Genomic DNA, 18,019 nt, shown 5'->3' with positions numbered 1-18,019 from the left:
CTTATAGAGTTTGAGATTTATTTTTTTGCAAAAATAAAGCTGTGCACTAATTATTTAGTGCGACAGCCCCTTTTTTTATATAAATATATATCTGGGGATATATTGATTCATTCATAATATTAAATTAAAGCCACAAAGGACAAATTAAAATTACAGATTATGGCTTATGCCTTCAATAATTTATTTTTATCATTTTTATTTACAGATACACTTATATTCTCACACTGTTCTCTACTTCCTACAGTTTTAATGATAGAATGATATATTCCATTTGCAATTACTGTAGCCAAATTCATTACAACATAAAGTCTAGTATTTTGTAATACCATAAATTCTAGGGAACCAGATATGTTAACTACTCCAGTAATGCTTAAGTTACCAACACTAGGCAAATCTTTATTAAGGGCTGCTCCAGGAGTGAGTGGTTTAGAATCTATTATTACGTTACCAACACTAGGCAAACTTCCTAGGCATGCATCTATTGCAATTATATATGGATTCTTATATGTAGAATTTATCATAGCTAATGTTTCCACAAGATTTTTAGCATGTATAGGTTTTTCTAGATTACCTAAAATATAAATACCTTTTCTTTTGAGAAATTTTAATTTATCACCTACAAGTGGTCCTAAACTATCTCCTGTAGATCTATCCGTACCAATACATAATATTATTATATCTCTATTATCTTTTAAAATTGGTAAAATTTCTTTAGAAACAGCTTCTCTAATATTATAAGAACAGTCTGAAGCTAAAGAATCAAATTCTAATTTTCTCAAATATATCACTCCTTTTATTGTAATTATTAACCAATAAATAGAATGATATACATTTTTAGAGACAAAATTTTATTAATTATAAATATCACTATAAAAAATGAGCCTTTAATTAGGCTCATTTTTATATTAAAGTGATTTTAATATTTTATTTATAGAATTAAGTGTATAATCGATATCTCTTTCATCATTAAAATATCCTAAACTAAATCTTATAGAGCCATTAGGGTAAGAACCTAGTGCTTTATGAGCAAGTGGAGCACAGTGAAGACCAGTTCTTGTTATAATTCCATATTGATTATCTAACATAAAACCTAGTTCACTATTATCTATTTTAGTTGAATTTATAGATATGGCTGGTGCTCTATCTATAGTCTCTTTACTTCCATGAAGAATTATACTATCTATATTTAAAAGTCCTTCTATAAGTTTTTTGGCAAGGTAATCTTCATGTTCTTTTATTGTAGTTAAACCTTCGTTATTAATAAAGTTTATTCCAGCAAATAATCCTGCAATTCCAGGAGCATTCATTGTTCCACTTTCAAATTTATCTGGCATAAAAGTAGGTTGAAGTACATCAGAAGAAGAGCTTCCAGTTCCACCTTCAATTATTGGATTGCATATATTATTAAAATTATCATCAATTAGAAATCCACCAGTACCCTGTGGACCTAGCAAACTTTTATGTCCAGTAAAAGCAAGAGCATTACAATTAAGATCTTTAAAATTAACATCAATACATCCTGCACTTTGGGCAGTATCAATTATAAAATAGATTCCTTTTTCTTTACAAATTTGTCCAATTTCTTTTAATGGTTGTATACTTCCACATACATTAGATGCTTGAGAAAGTACTACTAATTTAGTATTTTCTTTAATCATAGATTTAAATGATTCTACAGATATAAATCCATCTCTGTTTGCATCTATTATATCTAAATCAATTATGCCATCATTTTTTAAACTATGTAAAGTTCTTAAAGTACTATTATGATCCATAACTGATGTAAGTACATGCCAACCCTTTTTTACAGAGCCCTTTATAAGCATATTAAGGGAATAAGTTATATTGGGAGTGAAAATTACATTTTCTACTTTGTCAAAATGGAAAAAATTACAAACTAATTCTCTACATTGAAATGTAATATGGTTTCCTTCAAGAGAAGAACTAGATGCACCACGACCTATATTAGAACCAACTTGGGTCATATAATCCATTATTGAATTATAAACGGTTTGTGGTTTTGGATAAGATGTAGCACCATTATCTAAATAAACTTTCATGTTAATAAGCCTCCTAAAATCATTTAAAATGTAATGCATTATTATATATAAACAAAAGTTTTCAATTATAAAATAATGTTTATATACAAATTTTAATTCAAAAGAAAGATATATATAATATACTATTACAATAACGAATAGATTAAGAAAAGCTATTTGCTATTGTAATAGTATTTTTAACTCTTTCTTTGTTATAATATAAGTGTAAGCATTAAGTAAAATTATATTTATAAAACTATATGGAAAATAAGCTTTATTATAGTATAAATACATATTAATATAAATACAAATAGAAACTTATAATTAAAAATTTAGGGGGAATTTAAAGTGAGTAAAGTAATTGATTGTAAGGGGTTAAACTGTCCGCTACCAGTTATAAATACAAAAAAATACTTTGATGGAATAGAAAGTGGACTGGCAACTACAGTTGTTGATAACGAAGTAGCTAAAAATAATGTAATGAAGTTTGCAGAAAATGCAGGTTTTAAGGTTAATTTTGAAGAAAAAAATAGTTTATATTACATAAATATAAATAAGGGAAATGTAGAAGGAAAAGTTGAAATAGAAATAGAAGATAAAAAGACTTTTTCAATAGTAGTTGGAAGTGATAAATTAGGTTCTGGTGATGATGAACTAGGAACTGCATTAATGAAAAGCTACATGTTTGCTCTTTCAGAAGCAGAGATAATACCAGATAAACTATTATTTTTAAATAGTGGTGTTAAGTTAGTAGTTAAAGATTCAGAGGTACTTGAAAGCTTAGAAAGGCTAAAAGAAAGAGGCGTTGAGATATTAAGTTGTGGACTATGCTTAGATTTTTATAAAATGAAAGATTTAGTTCAAATTGGGGAAATAACAAATATGTATGCTATAATAGAATGCATGAATAGTAGTGATAAAACTATAAAACTATAAACGTAGGAGATAAAAATGGATAAATACTATATTTTAGTTTTTAACAATACTCACGAAGCTATGAAGGCTGAAAGTGTATGTAAAAGTGAAAAAATAAAACCAACAATGATGCCCACACCATCGTATATAACTAAAAGCTGTGGAATAAGCTTAAAAGTTGATGAAATACAGTTTAAGAATGTAAAAGAATTAATAAATAATGAGAAATTTACAATAAAAAGTATATATTTAAAAGATAAAACTTCTTATTGTGAAGTATCAATTTAAGATTTACAAGGCTCTAATTAAATTCATTATATAATTTAATTAGAGTTTTTTTGTTATAAAATATCCTGAAATTTAGTTTAAAATATAAAAAAGTTGTCAAATAATATAGTATAATGGAAGACGCTATAATATATAAAATAACTTTAAGATAGGTGGGGTTAACAATGAAAGAGTTTGATATCGGTGATATTGTTGAAACTAAAAAAGCCCATGCTTGTGGCAGTAAAAATTGGCAAGTTATAAGGGTAGGAGCAGATGTTAAAATAAAATGTTTAGAGTGTGGCAGGATAATTATGTTGCCTAGAACAAAGTTTGTAAACTCTATTAAAAAAGTTGTTGGGAAAATAGATGAATAAAAAACAAATATTAAGTTATTTACCTAAAATTAATAAATTATAAAAATTCAATTATATGTTGATTTTTAAAATTTAAAGTGATAAAATGTATAAATGGAATCCCTGCTGTACAAAGTATAGCCGTTAGTCCGAGGGGAGGAGGTGAAACTAATGAGATTATATGAAACTATATTCATATTACACCCATCATTAGACGAGGAGGCTGTTAAAGCTAACATCGAAAAATTTAAAGGTGTAATAGAAAATAATGGTGGACAAATCGAAAACGTTGATGTTTGGGGCAGAAGAAAACTTGCTTACGAAATCGCTAAAGTTAACGAAGGCCACTACACTCTAGTAAACTTCAGAGCTGATTCTGAATTACCAAAAGAGTTAGACAGAGTATTTAGAATATCTGACGCAGTTATCAGACATATCATAATTAATGCAGAAAACTAATAGGTGGTGTTTTAAATGAATAAGGTTGTCTTGATTGGAAGATTAACAAAAGACCCAGAGTTAAAGTTTACTCCAGGTGCAGGAACAGCTGTAACCACTTTTACAATAGCCGTTAATAGAAAATTCAAAAGAGAAGGTCAACCAGATGCAGACTTCATACCAGTTGTTGTATGGGGAAAGCAAGCTGAAAGTACTGCAAATTACATGAGTAAGGGAAAACTTATAAGTGTAGCAGGAAGAATAGAGACTCGTTCTTATGAAGCTAAAGACGGTACAAGAAGATATGTTACTGAAGTTGTAGCAGATGAAGTTCATTTCCTTGAATGGGGAGATAAATCTTCAAACGGAAATACAACATCTAACAATAGTTATGGAAACGGAGGCTTCCAAAGGGATGATTATGCATCTTCGGACATAACTCCAATGGATAGCAACGAGGACATACCATTTTAATAGGTAAGGAGGAAAGCGTAATGTCAATGGATCGTAGAAGAGGCGGAAACAGAAAAAGAGCAAAAAGAAAAGTTTGTGCTTTTTGTGTTGATAAAGCTACAAGCATAGATTATAAAGATATAAACAAATTAAGAAAGTACGTTACAGAAAGAGGTAAAATATTACCAAGAAGAATTTCTGGAAACTGTGCTAAACATCAAAGAATGTTAACAGTATCTATAAAAAGAGCTAGAAACATAGCTTTATTACCATTCACAACAGAATAGTAATTAAAGATGAACATAAAAGCAACAACTTTAGTTGTTGCTTTTATTATTTTTATCTATTTATGGTTCACACTATCAAAAGTATGAGCCTATTTTTATATAAGTAAACTATAAAATATCTATTATTTTATAGTGAAAATACAGAAACTTCTTTAATTTTAAAAAATAATGTATCTTTTATATTTTTATAATAATTTTTATAGTATAATATAAACCATAATATGTAAATTTATAAATTGATTTAAAATGTGCTATACTTGGAGTATAAAAGCTTTGTTGCATCATAGTAAAAAAGAATCTAAAATAGATTTATAGCTTAAGAAAGGGTTGTGAAATATGAGAAAAGGCGATTTTAATATTATGGGAAATGTTAAAATTATAGAAAACTTAAAGGCTGATTTATTGTGCATCATTGGGGATTTTTTTAAGCTTTTAACTAGAGGTGGAAATGTTGCTCAAGAAGCTATTTTAGACTGTATTTCTGGGGCTATTATAGTTTTATACGTGTTAGGTGAAAGGCTTGGATACACTCACTTAGCAATAGATGAGACTATGAAGAAAAAACTTAAAATAGGAATAATTGAAGAAGATCCTATGGAAAAGGATGGTAAAGATTTAAGCAAGTTATACAATCATCTTAAAGAGAGAAACTAATGGAGGAAAAAATGAATAAAGAGAAATACACTACGAAGGCTATAGTTGAAGTAGGACTTATATCTGTAGTTATGTTTATGATAGTGCTTATGTCTACGTATTTACCCATACTGCAGGTTTTAGGAGGATGTTTTCTTCCTATACCAATTGCTATCTTATATTTAAGATACAATTTAAATGTAGCAGGGGCAGGCGCGGTTATAAGTTTTATTTTAACAGCATTTTTAGTAAATCCTATAACTGCAATTTTCTTTGGAATAAACTATGCAATTGTAGGGATTACATTAGGCTATTGTATAAAGCAGAATAAAAAACCATATAATCTTTTTGTAACGATATTTTCTGTAACAATTTTGGTTATAACTTTAACAATAGTATTTTATGTATTATTCGTTGAAAGGCTAACTATACCACAATTCTTAAATGATACTATTTCATCTATAAATAGTTATGCTATAAGTATTATAGACGAAACTAAAAATGCTTATATAAAAATGGGAGCACCAGATCAGATAATAGATACTATAGAATTATCCAAAAAAATGGTTAGTAGAGAGTATATAATAGCATTTATACCACCAACACTACTTATTCAAGGTTTTATTTTAACCTATATAACAATTGTTTTAAATAATAGTATATTAAAGAAACTAAAAATTAAATATGTTAAAGCAATGTCCTTTGCAGACTTTTATGTAAGCAATTTAGTTGGAGCTGCATTAATTGGTATTATGTCAATATCTATTATTTTAAAATCAAAAGGAATAGATAGTGCTATTTATCCAATGACTATATCAATGGTACTAGTGGAGTTTGTATTAACTATTAACGGGATAGCTGCAATAAGTTATTTTTTTGTAAGAAAGAAAAAGCTATCACCTATAGCAGTTACTATTATAATTATCATAACGTATCCTATGGGACTAGGTAAGTTATATGCATTAATTGGTCTTATAGAAATGCTGTTTGACTTTAGAAAATTAGATCCACATAGGATATTTAAAGGTAAAGGAGCTTGATATGAACAATAAAGGAGATAAGTACAACTATTTTATAGGAAATGATAAATTTTACATGGTAATAATAGGATTGCTTATACTAACTGTTTTTCTATTGGAACATTACCTTTTAGGTGTATTTTTAATTGTCCTATATGGAGGATTAATTGTTTATAATATAAAGCATATTAGAGACAATAACAATCAATGGTCTAAGCTTATAGATAATGTATCATCTAAAATGGATACTGCTACATCCAGTACATTATCAAATTTCCCATTTCCTTTTATTATGGTAGGAACAAAAGGAAATATATTATGGTACAATCAAAATTTGGCTTCTAAATTAGATGATAAAAAAGTCCTTGGCGAGAGTATTAGGGAACTTATAAAAGAGTTTAATGTAAAGCAAGTATTAGATGGTAAGAAGAATATATATAAATCAATTAAAATAGGAGAAGATTACTACGATATACATATTAATATAGTGGAAGATGATGGATTGCAACAAGATGGAAAAATAATCTTACTATATTTTTATGATGTCACAGAAAAGCAACAACTATTAGATAGTATAAATGATAATAAAGAGAGTGTAATTTTAATAGAAGTTGATAATTTAGATGAAGTAATAAAGAACACAGAGGAAGACTTAGCACCTCAATTAGTAGCTGATATTGAAAAAACTATAAATAGCTATGCACAGAGTATGAAAGCTATGATAAGAAAATATCAGGCGAATAAGTATGTTATAAGTGTTCAAGATAAATATATAGAAAAAGAACTTGAGAAAAAATTTGATATATTAGATACAGTAAGAGAGATAAATGTAGGAAATAAATTAGCTGTAACATTAAGTATTGGAGTAGGTAGAGGCGGAAATACTCCAGGTCAAAATGAAGAGTTTGCAGAAACAGCTAAAGATTTAGCCTTAGGTAGAGGCGGAGATCAAGCTGTTGTTAAAAATTTTGAAAAATTATCTTTTTATGGTGGAAAGACTAAGGAAATTGAAAAAAGAACTAAAGTAAGAGCTAGAGTTATAGCTCATGCGCTATTAGAACTTATAAATGATAGCAGCAATGTATTTATTCTAGGACATACAAATTCAGATATTGATTGTGTTGGAGCTGCAGTTGGCTTGTATAGTACAGTTAAATCTATTGGAAAAGATGCATATATAATTGTAGACATAAAGAATAATTCTGTAGATCAATTTATAAAAAATTTAAAAGCTGATGGGAATTATGAAGATGTTTTTATAACTCCAGAAAGAGCTTTGTCTATGAAGGACGAAAAGAGTATACTAATAATAGTAGATGTTCATAATGAAAGTCATGTTTTATCTATGGATGTAGTTAATGCTTTTGAAAAAATTGTTATAATCGATCATCATAGAAAAGCTAAAGACTATATAAGTAATACGCTTTTAAGCTATACAGAAACTTATGCATCATCAACATCAGAACTTGTAACAGAATTAATTCAATATATGGTAGATAAGCCAAATTTAAAATCTATGGAGGCTATTGGTCTTTTGGCAGGAATTTGCTTAGATACTAAAAATTTTAATTTTAAAACAGGGGTGAGAACCTTTGAAGCAGCAGCATTTTTAAGGAAGCTAGGTGCTGATACAACTGAGGTTAAGAAGATATTTAGAGAGGACTTACAAACATATATTTCAAAAACAGAGGTTATGAGAAAAGCCAATGTGAAAAATGGAATAGCAGTTGCAGTATGTCCACCAAATATAGAATATAATGTATTAAGTGCACAAGTAGCGGATGAGTTGCTAAATATTACAGGTATTCAAGCATCCTTTGTTATTGTTAAAATGGGAGTAGACGCATATGTAAGTGGAAGATCTCTTGGAGATATTAATGTTCAAGTTATACTTGAATCCCTTGGTGGCGGCGGACATTTAACAATGGCAGGTGCTAGAATAAAATCCGTTACATTAGATGAAGCAGAAAAATTGTTAAATCAAGCTATAGATAAATACTTAAGGGAAGGTGACAAATAATGAAAGTTATATTATTAAAAGATGTAAAAAATGTAGGTAAAAAAGGAGAGGTCATAAACGCAGCTGACGGATATGCTAGAAATTACTTGTTTCCAAAAAAATTAGCTCAAGAAGCTAATGATGCAAACATGCATATTTTAAACAAGAAAAATGAAGCAGAAAGAAAGAAAAAATTAGAAGAGATGGAAGCAGCTCAAGAAGTAGCAGCATCACTTAAGGATAAAGAAGTAAAAATATCTGCAAAAAGCGGAGATAATGGCAGATTATTTGGAGCTATAACAAGCAAAGATATAGCAGCAGCCTTAGAAAAACAATACAATGTAAAAGTAGATAAGAAAAAAATTGTTACAGATACAATAAAAACTATGGGAACTTTTGAGATAGAAGTAAAAGTATACCCAGAAGTATCAACTAAAATTAAGGTTGTTGTTAGTGAACAATAATAATTTTGAAAACTGAAGGGAGGTCGCTTTGGTGAGGATAGTGCTTGGTATGCTCACTAAAGCGGATTAATTTTGAAAAAGTTATCAGTTAATGACATAGAAAATAAAGGATTGGAACAAGAAATACCTTTTGATATTGAAGTAGATGTTTTATATGAATTAATGTACAAGGTTTTGGATGATGGATCAATAAGATCTAGAATAGTAAAGTTTAAACTTCAAAAACTTATAGAAAGCAAAAATCCGTATAAAAGATTGTTTGCTATAAATAAAATAATAAGTAATGGAAAAGGTGTTGATGTTATACCTAGTAGCATTAATGAGCTAGAGGTTTTAGAGGAAACAAGCAAAATATTAGCAGATGTAGTTGCTAAAAGATATGTCCAAAATAAAATTGAAAAGGATGTAGAACATCATTTAAATGAAAAACAGGACAAGTACATAGACGAAATAAGACTTGGCATAATAAAAAAGCAAAAGGGTTGTGAAAATGCAAAAACTCTTAAAAAATATGCAGAGCTTGAAGTGTTAGATTCTAAGAAACTAACTAAAAGTGTTATGGCTATGTTAAGACCTGAAAGTTTTTCAGAAATAGTTGGACAAGAAAGAGCTATAAAATCATTAATATCTAAAATGGCTTGTCCATATCCACAACATATATTACTTTATGGACCTCCAGGGGTAGGTAAGACAAGTGCAGCACGTTTAGCTTTAGAAGAAGCTAAAAAGTTATCTTATACTCCATATGACAATGAAGCAAAATTTGTTGAGGTTGATGGTACAACTCTTAGATGGGATCCAAGAGAAATTGCAAATCCGCTTTTAGGTTCAGTACATGACCCTATATATCAAGGAAGTAAAAGGGATTTAGCAGAAACTGGAATACCTGAGCCAAAACCAGGTTTAGTTACAGAGGCTCATGGTGGAGTGTTGTTTATTGATGAAATAGGCGAATTAGACACGATACTTCAAAATAAAATATTAAAAGTGTTAGAGGATAAAAGAGTTGAGTTTTCATCTTCATATTATGATCCAGATGATGACCAAACGCCTAAATATATAAAATATCTTTTTGAAAATGGGGCACCAGCAGATTTTGTTCTTATAGGTGCAACAACAAAGGATCCAAGTGAAATAAATCCGGCATTAAGATCTAGATGTACAGAAGTATATTTTGAACCATTATCACAAAATGATATAGAAAAAATAGTTATAAACGCTGCAGAAAAATTAGAAGTTAAACTAGAAAATGGTGTAGCAAGAGAAATAAGTAGATATACTATTGAAGGCAGAAAAGCTGTAAATATATTAGCAGACGTTTATGGATATGTTCTATATAATGATAAAAAAAGAAAAGAAACTATTCTAACTCTTAAAGATTTGCAACAGGTTGTATCTATAAGTAGATTAAAACCATATGAGCAATTAAATAGTAAAAAGGGTAAAGAAGTTGGACAAGTATACGGACTAGGAGTAGCTGGTTATTTAGGATCAACACTAGAAATAGAAGCAGCAGTATTTAAAGCTAAGGAAAAGGGCACAGGAGCTGTGAGATTTAATGAAACAGCAGGTTCTATGGCTAAAGACTCAGTATTTAATGCGGCTTCAGTTATAAGAAAAATAACAAATAAAGATATAAAAGACTATGATATCCATGTAAATGTTGTTGGTGGAGGAAATATAGATGGTCCTTCAGCAGGAGCAGCAATAACTGTATGTATAATAAGTGCTCTTTTAGATAAGCCATTAAGACAAGATGTTGCAATAACTGGGGAAATTTCTTTAAGAGGGAAGGTTAAACCAGTTGGAGGAATATTTGAAAAAGTTTATGGCGCTAGAAGAAAAGGCATTAAAACTATTATTGTTCCAAAGGATAATGAGAATGAAGTACCTATTGGATTAGAGGATATAGAAGTTAAAATTGTAGATACTATAGATGAGTTAATGGAAATAGTTTTTTAAAATTAAAATATAACCCTGCTTAAATTCTTAATAGCAGGGTTATAATTATTTATATAAGAACTTTTAAAGCATATAAGGTAAATTGAAGTATATGTATAGACTTTACCTATATGCTGTTTTAAGATTATAATATATAAAATGATGATAAATAATAAAATAAGTTATATCTAGTATATAGATATAACTTATATAAAAATAGTATAGGTAACCTTTCTACTAACGTTAATAGTGACAAAGGGTTACTTTCGTAGTGAAAATTTTAAAGTTTTTAAATGAAGTCTTATATATTATAAGATGTAAATGAAATATAATTCTTAGAAATGAGATTATAAAAGAAGTTTAATATAAATAAGATACGTAGGACTTTACTTATGTAAGGTTCCATTGAAATAGGTACAATTAGTGTTGAAAGGAGATAATATTTATGGATGCAACTCTTAGAAGTATGCCACATAATATAGAGGCAGAACAGTCTGTTATAGGTTCTATGCTTATAGATAAAAGTGCCATAGCACAGTCTGCAGAGACACTGCAGGGTGAAGACTTTTATAGAGATAGTCATAAGGTAATTTTTAAATCTATAAGAGAGTTATATCAAAAGGATATACCTGTTGATATGATAACTCTAATAGAACATTTAAGATCTAACGATAAGTTAGATGCTGCTGGTGGAATATCATACATAACGGAAATAAGTTCATCTGTACCGACAACAGCGAACTTGAATTCATATATAAAAATTGTAGAAGAAAAATCTACACTAAGAAAGTTAATAAAAAGTTCTACAGAAATAATTGAAAATTGCTATACTAAACAAGATAATGTAGAAGGTGTTATAGATTTAGCAGAGAAGGCTGTTTTTAATATCTCAGAAGAGAAAAACACAAGTGATTTTGAACATATGAGTGTTGTTTTAGAAAGAGGATTTGAAGAAATCGAAAGAATTTATAATAATAAAGGCGAAACAACAGGGGTTCCATCAGGTTTTAAAGATTTAGATGACAAGACATCTGGATTTCAAAGTGGTGATATGGTTCTTATTGCAGCAAGACCATCTATGGGAAAAACAACTTTTGCACTAAACTTAGCACAATATGCAGCTTTAAGAGCTGGGAAAAGTGTAGCTATATTTTCACTTGAGATGAGTAAAGAGCAACTTGCATATAAACTTTTATGTGCAGAGGCAAATGTAGATATGCTTAAATTAAGAACTGGTAACTTAGATGAAAAGGATTGGGAAAATATAGCAAGAGCATCTGGTCCATTAGCAGATGCTAAAATATTTATAGATGATACAGCCGGTATTTCTATAATGGAAATGCGTTCTAAATGTAGAAGATTAAAGATTGAGCATGGAATAGATATGATATTAATCGACTATCTTCAATTGATGAGTGGTAGTGGAGGAGAAAGTAGACAACAAGAGGTTTCAGAGATATCAAGAAGTATAAAAGCTATAGCTAAAGAGCTTAAATGCCCAGTGGTAGCATTATCACAATTATCTCGTGCGCCAGAGCAACGTGCAGATCATAGACCGATGCTATCGGATTTAAGAGAGTCTGGATCTATTGAGCAGGATGCTGACCTTGTTATGTTTTTATATAGAGATGAATATTATGATAAAGAAACAGAAGATAAAAATATAGCTGAATGTATTATAGCTAAACAAAGAAACGGTCCTGTTGGAACAGTTAAACTAGCATGGCTTGGACAATATAGTAAATTTGGTTCTTTAGATGTAATTCATAGAGAATAATATTTAAAAATTTAGGGCTCTTGCTTTCATATTTAAGGGGCAAGAGTCTTTATAATTTAATAGTAAAGTAAAAAGTTATTATAATAAAAATAAAATTAGACAAAATAATTTCTATATAAAAAATTAATAATTTCTATTTAAGAGAAGTTTTTTATATATAAATTATAAATAAAGTAATATGTAAATATAAAGATTAATATAAGATAATATAACAATAAAAAGTATTTTAAATGATATATACATATCTTCATAGATAGATAAATAATATTTAGTTTCAAGGAGAAATACAATGGAATCAAAAAAAAATGAAAACTTTTTAATAAAGAAAATACATGAATTTACAAAGGGAGAAAGAATTGAAAACTATTTTTTAATTAAAACCATGGAGTGTAAATTTACAAATAATAGTACTACAAATAAATATTTAGATTTAACTTTAACAGATAATAGTGGAACTATAAATGCTAAGCTTTGGGAAGTGCCAAAGGAGCTTGAAACAATGTTTAAAGAAAATATGATGGTGAGAGTTAGAGGAACTGTAAATGAATATAGAGGAAAGCTTCAACTTAAAATAGATAGAATAAGAAAGCTAAATGATGAAGATAATGTAATTGTTGAAGATTTTGTTCCAACAGCTCCTTATAAAGCAGAAGAAATGTATGAATTATTATTAGATTATATATGCAAAATAGATAATGATCATATTAGAAATATAACTGAGAAAATTATTTTAAGTTTTGAAGAAAAACTTATGTATTACCCAGCAGCAAAATCAAATCATCATGCTGTAAAAGGAGGATTATTATATCATGTAACAACTATGTTAAAAGCAGGAGAGGCACTTTTAAATATATATACAGACCTAGACAAGGATTTACTATTTGCAGGTGTAATACTTCATGATATAGCTAAAATTTATGAGATGGATTCTAGTGATCTTGGAATAGTATCACAGTATACAGTGCAAGGTCAATTACTTGGGCATATAATTTTAGGAATAAATTTAATAGATACTGTTGGAAGAGATGTAAATGCAGATAAAGAGATAATTATTTTATTGCAACATATGATACTTACACATCACTATGAACCTGAGTACGGAAGTCCTAAAAAACCAATGATACCGGAGGCAGAATTATTACATCATTTAGATGTTATGGATGCAAGATTGTATGATATGAGAAAAGTTTTAAAAGACGTTGAGTGCGGAGAATTTTCAGAAAGAGTATGGAGTTTAGATAACTTAAATATATACAAAAGCTATTTAAGTAAAAATAAGAGCAAATAAGCGAAAAATTTATATAATTAACCGAATAACGTTCGTGGAGTTTGTTGACGATAAATGTCGATTTTGATAACATATATTGCGGAGTAAATTTTTAAGTACTACAGATAATAATTATATAGTGAAACAAGCTGGAAATTTAAGTTATATATATAATTAAAATATTTATTATAATTTTAAAATTATAATAAGTATAAGGATATAAGCTTGGTATCACTTTTTTAGGAATTAAAGTTTTTCATATGTAAGTTAATTGATGATTTTAAGTTCCTATGCAATTAACATAGTAAAAATCTTTATCTATATTTTAAATATAAGATGTAGAAATTGAAAGATGAAGGAGAGTAATTAACATGTCATCATTTGTAATTTTAGGAGCCCAATGGGGAGACGAAGGTAAAGGAAAAATGACAGATTATCTAGCAGAAAAAGCAGATGTAGTTGTTAGATTTCAAGGTGGAAACAATGCAGGCCATACTGTTGAAGTAGGAGATAAACAATACAAACTACATTTAATTCCTTCAGGAATACTATATAAAGAAAAATTAAATGTAATAGCAAATGGTGTAGTTGTAGATCCAGAAGCACTATTTAAGGAAATTGAGTACTTAGAAGGCTTAGGTGAAAACATAACTCCCGATAGATTAGTGATAAGTGATAGATCACAGGTCATAATGCCATATCACAAAGTACTTGATGCTTTAAAAGAAGAAGCAAGAGGAAAAAATGATATAGGAACAACTCGTAAGGGTATAGGACCTTGTTATACAGATAAATTTGAAAGATGTGGAATCAGAATTTGTGATTTAATAAAACCAGAAATTTTAAGAGAAAAATTAGAGCAATATCTACCAGATAAAAATGATATGATAACAAAAATTTATGGTGGAGAAGCTTTAGATATAGATACGGTATATGAAGCATACGTTGAATATGGTAAAAGAATAAAACCTTTTGTATCTGATACATCAGTAAGAATATTTGATTCTATAAAGGCAGATAAAAAAGTTTTATTTGAAGGTGCGCAAGGAACACTTTTAGATATAGATTTTGGTTCTTATCCATATGTAACATCTTCAAACACAATTGCCGGTGGATTATGTACTGGAGCAGGAATTGGACCAACAATGCTTGATAGCGCAGTAGGTGTTGTTAAGGCTTACACTACAAGAGTTGGTAAAGGACCATTCCCCACAGAATTAAATGATGAAACTGGAAATTGGATAAGAGAAAAAGGTCATGAATATGGAGTAACAACTGGAAGAAGCAGAAGATGTGGATGGTTAGATCTTGTAATATTAAAGACAGCAGCAAGAGTTTCAGGATTAACAAGCTTTAGCGTAACTAAAATAGATACGTTAGCAGGACTTGAAAAATTAAAAATATGTGTTGGATATAAGTTTGAAGATAAAGTTATAGATTACTTCCCAGCAAGTTTAGAAGATTTAGGTAAATGTGAACCTATATATGAAGAGTTCGATGGCTGGGATGATAGCGTAGCAGATGCTAGATCTTATGAAGAATTACCTGAAAATGCTAAAATATATTTAAAGAGAATAGAAGAATTTACAGGAGTTAAAATAGCAATAGTTTCTGTAGGTCCAAGAAGAGATCAAACTATGATGATTAATGAACTTTAATTTATAGAAAATATAAAATACCTTATAGAGTAGAATGAAAAGTCTATTTATAAGGTATTTTTATATTGATAAGAGTATAAAATAAAATTGTAATACTATATTAAATAAATAAAGATATTCTATTTAAATTTCAAATAGGTAACATATATTACGTGCGTTACCTACAAAATAATATATAATATAAGCATAAATAATAATTAACAGAGAACAATAAAATATAATTAAATTTAATAAATGAGGTGTTACATATGAAAATAACTAAAGATATGAAAATTGGAGAAATCGTTAGAAATTATCCAGAAAGCATAGAAATATTAATGAACTTTGGAATGGGATGTGTAGGATGTCCATCAGCACAAGCTGAAACAATAGAAGAGGCTGCAGCTGTTCATGGATTAAATTTAAACGCATTACTAGAAGCTTTAAATAAATAATAAAAGCAAGAAATAGCTATCTTAAGATAAATATATTTTAAGATAGCTTTATATTTATTTATTTTTTAAGCTATTTGCAACAACTGCGCCAGAACTCCATGCCCATTGAAGGTTAAAACCACCGCAATCCCCATCTACATCTAGAATTTCACCAGCAAAGAAAAGATTGTCTATTAGATTTGATTCTAGTGTAGAATTATTAACCTCTGTAGTATCTATGCCACCGGCAGTGACTTGGGCATTGTCAAAGGATTTTGTTCCTGTAACTTTAAATTTCCAACCTTTTAAAATGTTAATTAAAGCATCTTTTTCTTGCCATTCTAATGACCAGCAAGGTTTGTGAATATCTTCAATATTACATTCCTTTAATATGATTGGTATGAGTTTTTTATTTACAATTCCTATTAATGCATCAGATATAGCTCTATAGGAATTTATTCCAAAATGATTTTCTAAGAAATCCGTTAAGGCATCTTCACTAAATTTAGGCATTAAGTCTACAGAAATAAAAACATCTTTATTTTTAGTAATGTTGTAAGATGCAATTCTACTAAGTTGTAGTATTGGTGGGCCAGATATTCCATAGTCAGTAAATAATATTTCTCCAAATTCACTACGAACAAGTTTTTTATCTACATATATATCAGTGTTTCCATCAAACTTAACACCTGATATAGCTTTAAGTTTTTTATAATCTAGTTTAAGCTGTACAATAGCTGGAACAGGATTAATTATTGAGTGGCCTAAAGTTTTAGATAATTTAAGGCCTGAACCATCAGAACCAGTTTTAGGGTAGCTCTTTCCACCGGTAGCAATGACTAGTTTATTACAAGTGAAAAATTCATCATCAGTGCATTGAATTTTAAAACTTTTGTTTTTATAAATATTACATACTTTTTTATTTGTATAAATAGGTATGCTACGTTCTTCAAGTGCTAATAATAATAAATCAACGACTGAAGATGCTTGCAGTGACATAGGATACATTTTGCCATCTTCTAAAGTAGTTAAATATATTCCAATTGAATTAAAAAAGTTTATAGTATCTTGTAAAGTAAATTTCTCTAAGGTAGTAATAAAGAAATTTTTATTAGAGCTATGATATCTTAATGGTGATAAATTTTTGTTTGTTATATTGCAACGACCGTTACCAGTTGTTAATATTTTTTTGCCAATTCTATCAGTACTTTCAAGTATAGCAACATCTAAACCCATGTCTTTGCACAAAATAGAAGTAATAATTCCAGAGGCACCGCCTCCGATTATAATAATATCGTGATTCAAATAAATTTCCCCTTTCTAAGTGAAAGTTATAGAGCTAAAAATTACTCTATATAAATATAAAATAAAATTGTAAAATTCTTGTAAACAAGTTTAAAAAAAATAAATATGTAAAAGATATAGGTATGTACATTGCAAATTTAAAATATCTACAAGAGTAAGTAAATACCTAAATTATTTAAGTTCAATAATTTATTTTAGAATAAAATTTTTGTACAATTCATTAATAAATTAAAAATATATATAGATTTATTATATATTATAACCGTTATAATTAAATAACATCAAATGAAGTTTTAAAATATATAGTGATTAAAATAGAAAATAATAAATAATTATACAAAAAGGTAATTTTGGCAGTGAAAAAGAAAGATTTAAGTCTAAATATAGCCTAAAAAATCACTTTTTTACATGAATTTTTCAACAAAAGTGGTAATAAAATAGTAAATTAGCTTAGTTGTAATCTATTTTAACTAGTTTAAACAGAAGAAAGTGCTAAATTTTAAAATAAAATAAAAAAATACGAAAAAATATATAAAAAAATGTTGACATTAATAAAGAGTTTAGGTATTATATTACTTGTCGGGTGCGAAGGAAACTATGCACAAGACCTAACAAAAGCAAAAGGACATATGGCTCCTTGGTCAAGCGGTTAAGACACCACCCTTTCACGGTGGTAACAGGGGTTCGATTCCCCTAGGAGTCACCATTTAGTGGTCGCATAGCTCAGCTGGGAGAGCATCTGCCTTACAAGCAGAGGGTCACAGGTTCGAGCCCTGTTGTGACCACCA

The 18,019-nt window shown here is 28.7% G+C and carries 18 protein-coding genes and 2 tRNA genes; 17 read left to right on the top strand and 3 right to left on the bottom strand.

Annotated features, from left to right (window positions below):
- Window positions 1–164: 164 nt before the first annotated feature.
- Window positions 165–731 carry a spore protease YyaC gene (gene yyaC, locus AZI32_RS15550; RefSeq protein ID WP_242865309.1) on the bottom strand — a complete coding sequence of 189 codons (567 nt, stop codon included), beginning with the start codon at window positions 729–731 and terminating at the stop codon, window positions 165–167.
- A 174-nt stretch (window positions 732–905) separates the two neighbouring features.
- Window positions 906–2,060, bottom strand: a complete 1,155-nt coding sequence (locus AZI32_RS15545; RefSeq protein ID WP_061996693.1) for an aminotransferase class V-fold PLP-dependent enzyme — start codon at window positions 2,058–2,060, stop codon at window positions 906–908.
- A 327-nt stretch (window positions 2,061–2,387) separates the two neighbouring features.
- On the opposite strand from AZI32_RS15545, the gene yedF reads away from it, so the two are divergent.
- From yedF to AZI32_RS15470, 15 genes are all read left to right on the top strand, one after another.
- Window positions 2,388–2,975 (top strand): sulfurtransferase-like selenium metabolism protein YedF, encoded by a 588-nt coding sequence (gene yedF / locus AZI32_RS15540; protein WP_061996692.1) that lies wholly within the window; start codon window positions 2,388–2,390, stop codon window positions 2,973–2,975.
- A gap of 15 nt (window positions 2,976–2,990) precedes the next feature.
- Window positions 2,991–3,242, top strand: coding sequence for a DUF3343 domain-containing protein (locus AZI32_RS15535; RefSeq protein ID WP_061996691.1), 252 nt, complete (start codon window positions 2,991–2,993; stop codon window positions 3,240–3,242).
- A 164-nt stretch (window positions 3,243–3,406) separates the two neighbouring features.
- Window positions 3,407–3,598: a DUF951 domain-containing protein gene (locus AZI32_RS15530; RefSeq protein WP_010298281.1), complete on the top strand. Its 192-nt coding sequence runs from the start codon at window positions 3,407–3,409 to the stop codon at window positions 3,596–3,598.
- Window positions 3,599–3,748: 150 nt separating this feature from the next.
- Window positions 3,749–4,036, top strand: coding sequence for a 30S ribosomal protein S6 (gene rpsF / locus AZI32_RS15525; protein ID WP_061996690.1), 288 nt, complete (start codon window positions 3,749–3,751; stop codon window positions 4,034–4,036).
- Between the two features lie 15 nt (window positions 4,037–4,051).
- Window positions 4,052–4,489, top strand: a complete 438-nt coding sequence (gene ssb / locus AZI32_RS15520; RefSeq protein WP_061996689.1) for a single-stranded DNA-binding protein — start codon at window positions 4,052–4,054, stop codon at window positions 4,487–4,489.
- Between the two features lie 20 nt (window positions 4,490–4,509).
- Window positions 4,510–4,755, top strand: a complete 246-nt coding sequence (gene rpsR / locus AZI32_RS15515; RefSeq protein WP_026022428.1) for a 30S ribosomal protein S18 — start codon at window positions 4,510–4,512, stop codon at window positions 4,753–4,755.
- A 336-nt stretch (window positions 4,756–5,091) separates the two neighbouring features.
- On the top strand, window positions 5,092–5,409 hold the full coding sequence (locus AZI32_RS15510) for a MazG-like family protein (protein ID WP_010298267.1): 318 nt from the start codon (window positions 5,092–5,094) through the stop codon (window positions 5,407–5,409).
- 11 nt (window positions 5,410–5,420) lie between these two features.
- Window positions 5,421–6,428, top strand: coding sequence for a DUF2232 domain-containing protein (locus AZI32_RS15505; protein ID WP_162266747.1), 1,008 nt, complete (start codon window positions 5,421–5,423; stop codon window positions 6,426–6,428).
- Window position 6,429: 1 nt separating this feature from the next.
- Window positions 6,430–8,427, top strand: a complete 1,998-nt coding sequence (locus AZI32_RS15500) for a DHH family phosphoesterase (RefSeq protein WP_061996687.1) — start codon at window positions 6,430–6,432, stop codon at window positions 8,425–8,427.
- Window positions 8,427–8,870 carry a 50S ribosomal protein L9 gene (rplI, locus tag AZI32_RS15495; protein ID WP_061996686.1) on the top strand — a complete coding sequence of 148 codons (444 nt, stop codon included), beginning with the start codon at window positions 8,427–8,429 and terminating at the stop codon, window positions 8,868–8,870. Before AZI32_RS15500 ends, rplI begins: the two co-directional genes overlap by 1 nt.
- A 72-nt stretch (window positions 8,871–8,942) precedes the next feature.
- The gene (gene lonC, locus AZI32_RS15490; RefSeq protein WP_061996685.1) at window positions 8,943–10,832 is read left to right on the top strand and encodes a Lon family ATP-dependent protease; all 1,890 of its coding nucleotides are present in this window, start codon (window positions 8,943–8,945) and stop codon (window positions 10,830–10,832) included.
- 424 nt (window positions 10,833–11,256) lie between these two features.
- Window positions 11,257–12,588, top strand: a complete 1,332-nt coding sequence (locus tag AZI32_RS15485) for a replicative DNA helicase (RefSeq protein WP_061996684.1) — start codon at window positions 11,257–11,259, stop codon at window positions 12,586–12,588.
- A gap of 289 nt (window positions 12,589–12,877) precedes the next feature.
- Window positions 12,878–13,876: an OB-fold nucleic acid binding domain-containing protein gene (locus tag AZI32_RS15480; RefSeq protein WP_061996683.1), complete on the top strand. Its 999-nt coding sequence runs from the start codon at window positions 12,878–12,880 to the stop codon at window positions 13,874–13,876.
- Between the two features lie 350 nt (window positions 13,877–14,226).
- Complete coding sequence (locus AZI32_RS15475) at window positions 14,227–15,513, top strand: adenylosuccinate synthase (protein ID WP_061996682.1); 1,287 nt, start codon at window positions 14,227–14,229, stop codon at window positions 15,511–15,513.
- 248 nt (window positions 15,514–15,761) lie between these two features.
- The gene (locus AZI32_RS15470; protein WP_061996681.1) at window positions 15,762–15,947 is read left to right on the top strand and encodes a DUF1858 domain-containing protein; all 186 of its coding nucleotides are present in this window, start codon (window positions 15,762–15,764) and stop codon (window positions 15,945–15,947) included.
- A 54-nt stretch (window positions 15,948–16,001) separates the two neighbouring features.
- Here AZI32_RS15470 and AZI32_RS15465 read toward each other — a convergent pair whose 3' ends face one another.
- Window positions 16,002–17,231 (bottom strand): NAD(P)/FAD-dependent oxidoreductase, encoded by a 1,230-nt coding sequence (locus AZI32_RS15465; protein ID WP_061996680.1) that lies wholly within the window; start codon window positions 17,229–17,231, stop codon window positions 16,002–16,004.
- 631 nt (window positions 17,232–17,862) lie between these two features.
- Here AZI32_RS15465 and AZI32_RS15460 point away from each other — a divergent pair.
- Together AZI32_RS15460 and AZI32_RS15455 are read left to right on the top strand one after the other, a co-directional pair.
- Window positions 17,863–17,937: transfer RNA gene (locus tag AZI32_RS15460), tRNA-Glu, on the top strand.
- Between the two features lie 6 nt (window positions 17,938–17,943).
- Window positions 17,944–18,019, top strand: a tRNA-Val gene (locus AZI32_RS15455).

Origin of the sequence: Clostridium sp. ATCC 25772, assembly GCF_001573875.1 — a bacterium.
Classification (GTDB): Bacteria; Bacillota; Clostridia; order Clostridiales; family Clostridiaceae; genus Clostridium_J; species Clostridium_J senegalense.
This window is presented reverse-complemented; position numbering and strand designations above follow the sequence as displayed.

Coding starts and splice junctions, on each gene's coding strand:
- AZI32_RS15505 (WP_162266747.1), top strand. CDS start 5,421: ATGAATAAAGAGAAATACACTACGAAGGCTATAGTTGAAGTAGGACTT.
- AZI32_RS15510 (WP_010298267.1), top strand. CDS start 5,092: ATGAGAAAAGGCGATTTTAATATTATGGGAAATGTTAAAATTATAGAA.
- AZI32_RS15470 (WP_061996681.1), top strand. CDS start 15,762: ATGAAAATAACTAAAGATATGAAAATTGGAGAAATCGTTAGAAATTAT.
- AZI32_RS15475 (WP_061996682.1), top strand. CDS start 14,227: ATGTCATCATTTGTAATTTTAGGAGCCCAATGGGGAGACGAAGGTAAA.
- ssb (WP_061996689.1), top strand. CDS start 4,052: ATGAATAAGGTTGTCTTGATTGGAAGATTAACAAAAGACCCAGAGTTA.
- rpsF (WP_061996690.1), top strand. CDS start 3,749: ATGAGATTATATGAAACTATATTCATATTACACCCATCATTAGACGAG.
- rpsR (WP_026022428.1), top strand. CDS start 4,510: ATGTCAATGGATCGTAGAAGAGGCGGAAACAGAAAAAGAGCAAAAAGA.
- AZI32_RS15545 (WP_061996693.1), bottom strand. CDS start 2,060: ATGAAAGTTTATTTAGATAATGGTGCTACATCTTATCCAAAACCACAA.
- AZI32_RS15485 (WP_061996684.1), top strand. CDS start 11,257: ATGGATGCAACTCTTAGAAGTATGCCACATAATATAGAGGCAGAACAG.
- AZI32_RS15535 (WP_061996691.1), top strand. CDS start 2,991: ATGGATAAATACTATATTTTAGTTTTTAACAATACTCACGAAGCTATG.
- rplI (WP_061996686.1), top strand. CDS start 8,427: ATGAAAGTTATATTATTAAAAGATGTAAAAAATGTAGGTAAAAAAGGA.
- AZI32_RS15500 (WP_061996687.1), top strand. CDS start 6,430: ATGAACAATAAAGGAGATAAGTACAACTATTTTATAGGAAATGATAAA.
- AZI32_RS15530 (WP_010298281.1), top strand. CDS start 3,407: ATGAAAGAGTTTGATATCGGTGATATTGTTGAAACTAAAAAAGCCCAT.
- AZI32_RS15480 (WP_061996683.1), top strand. CDS start 12,878: ATGGAATCAAAAAAAAATGAAAACTTTTTAATAAAGAAAATACATGAA.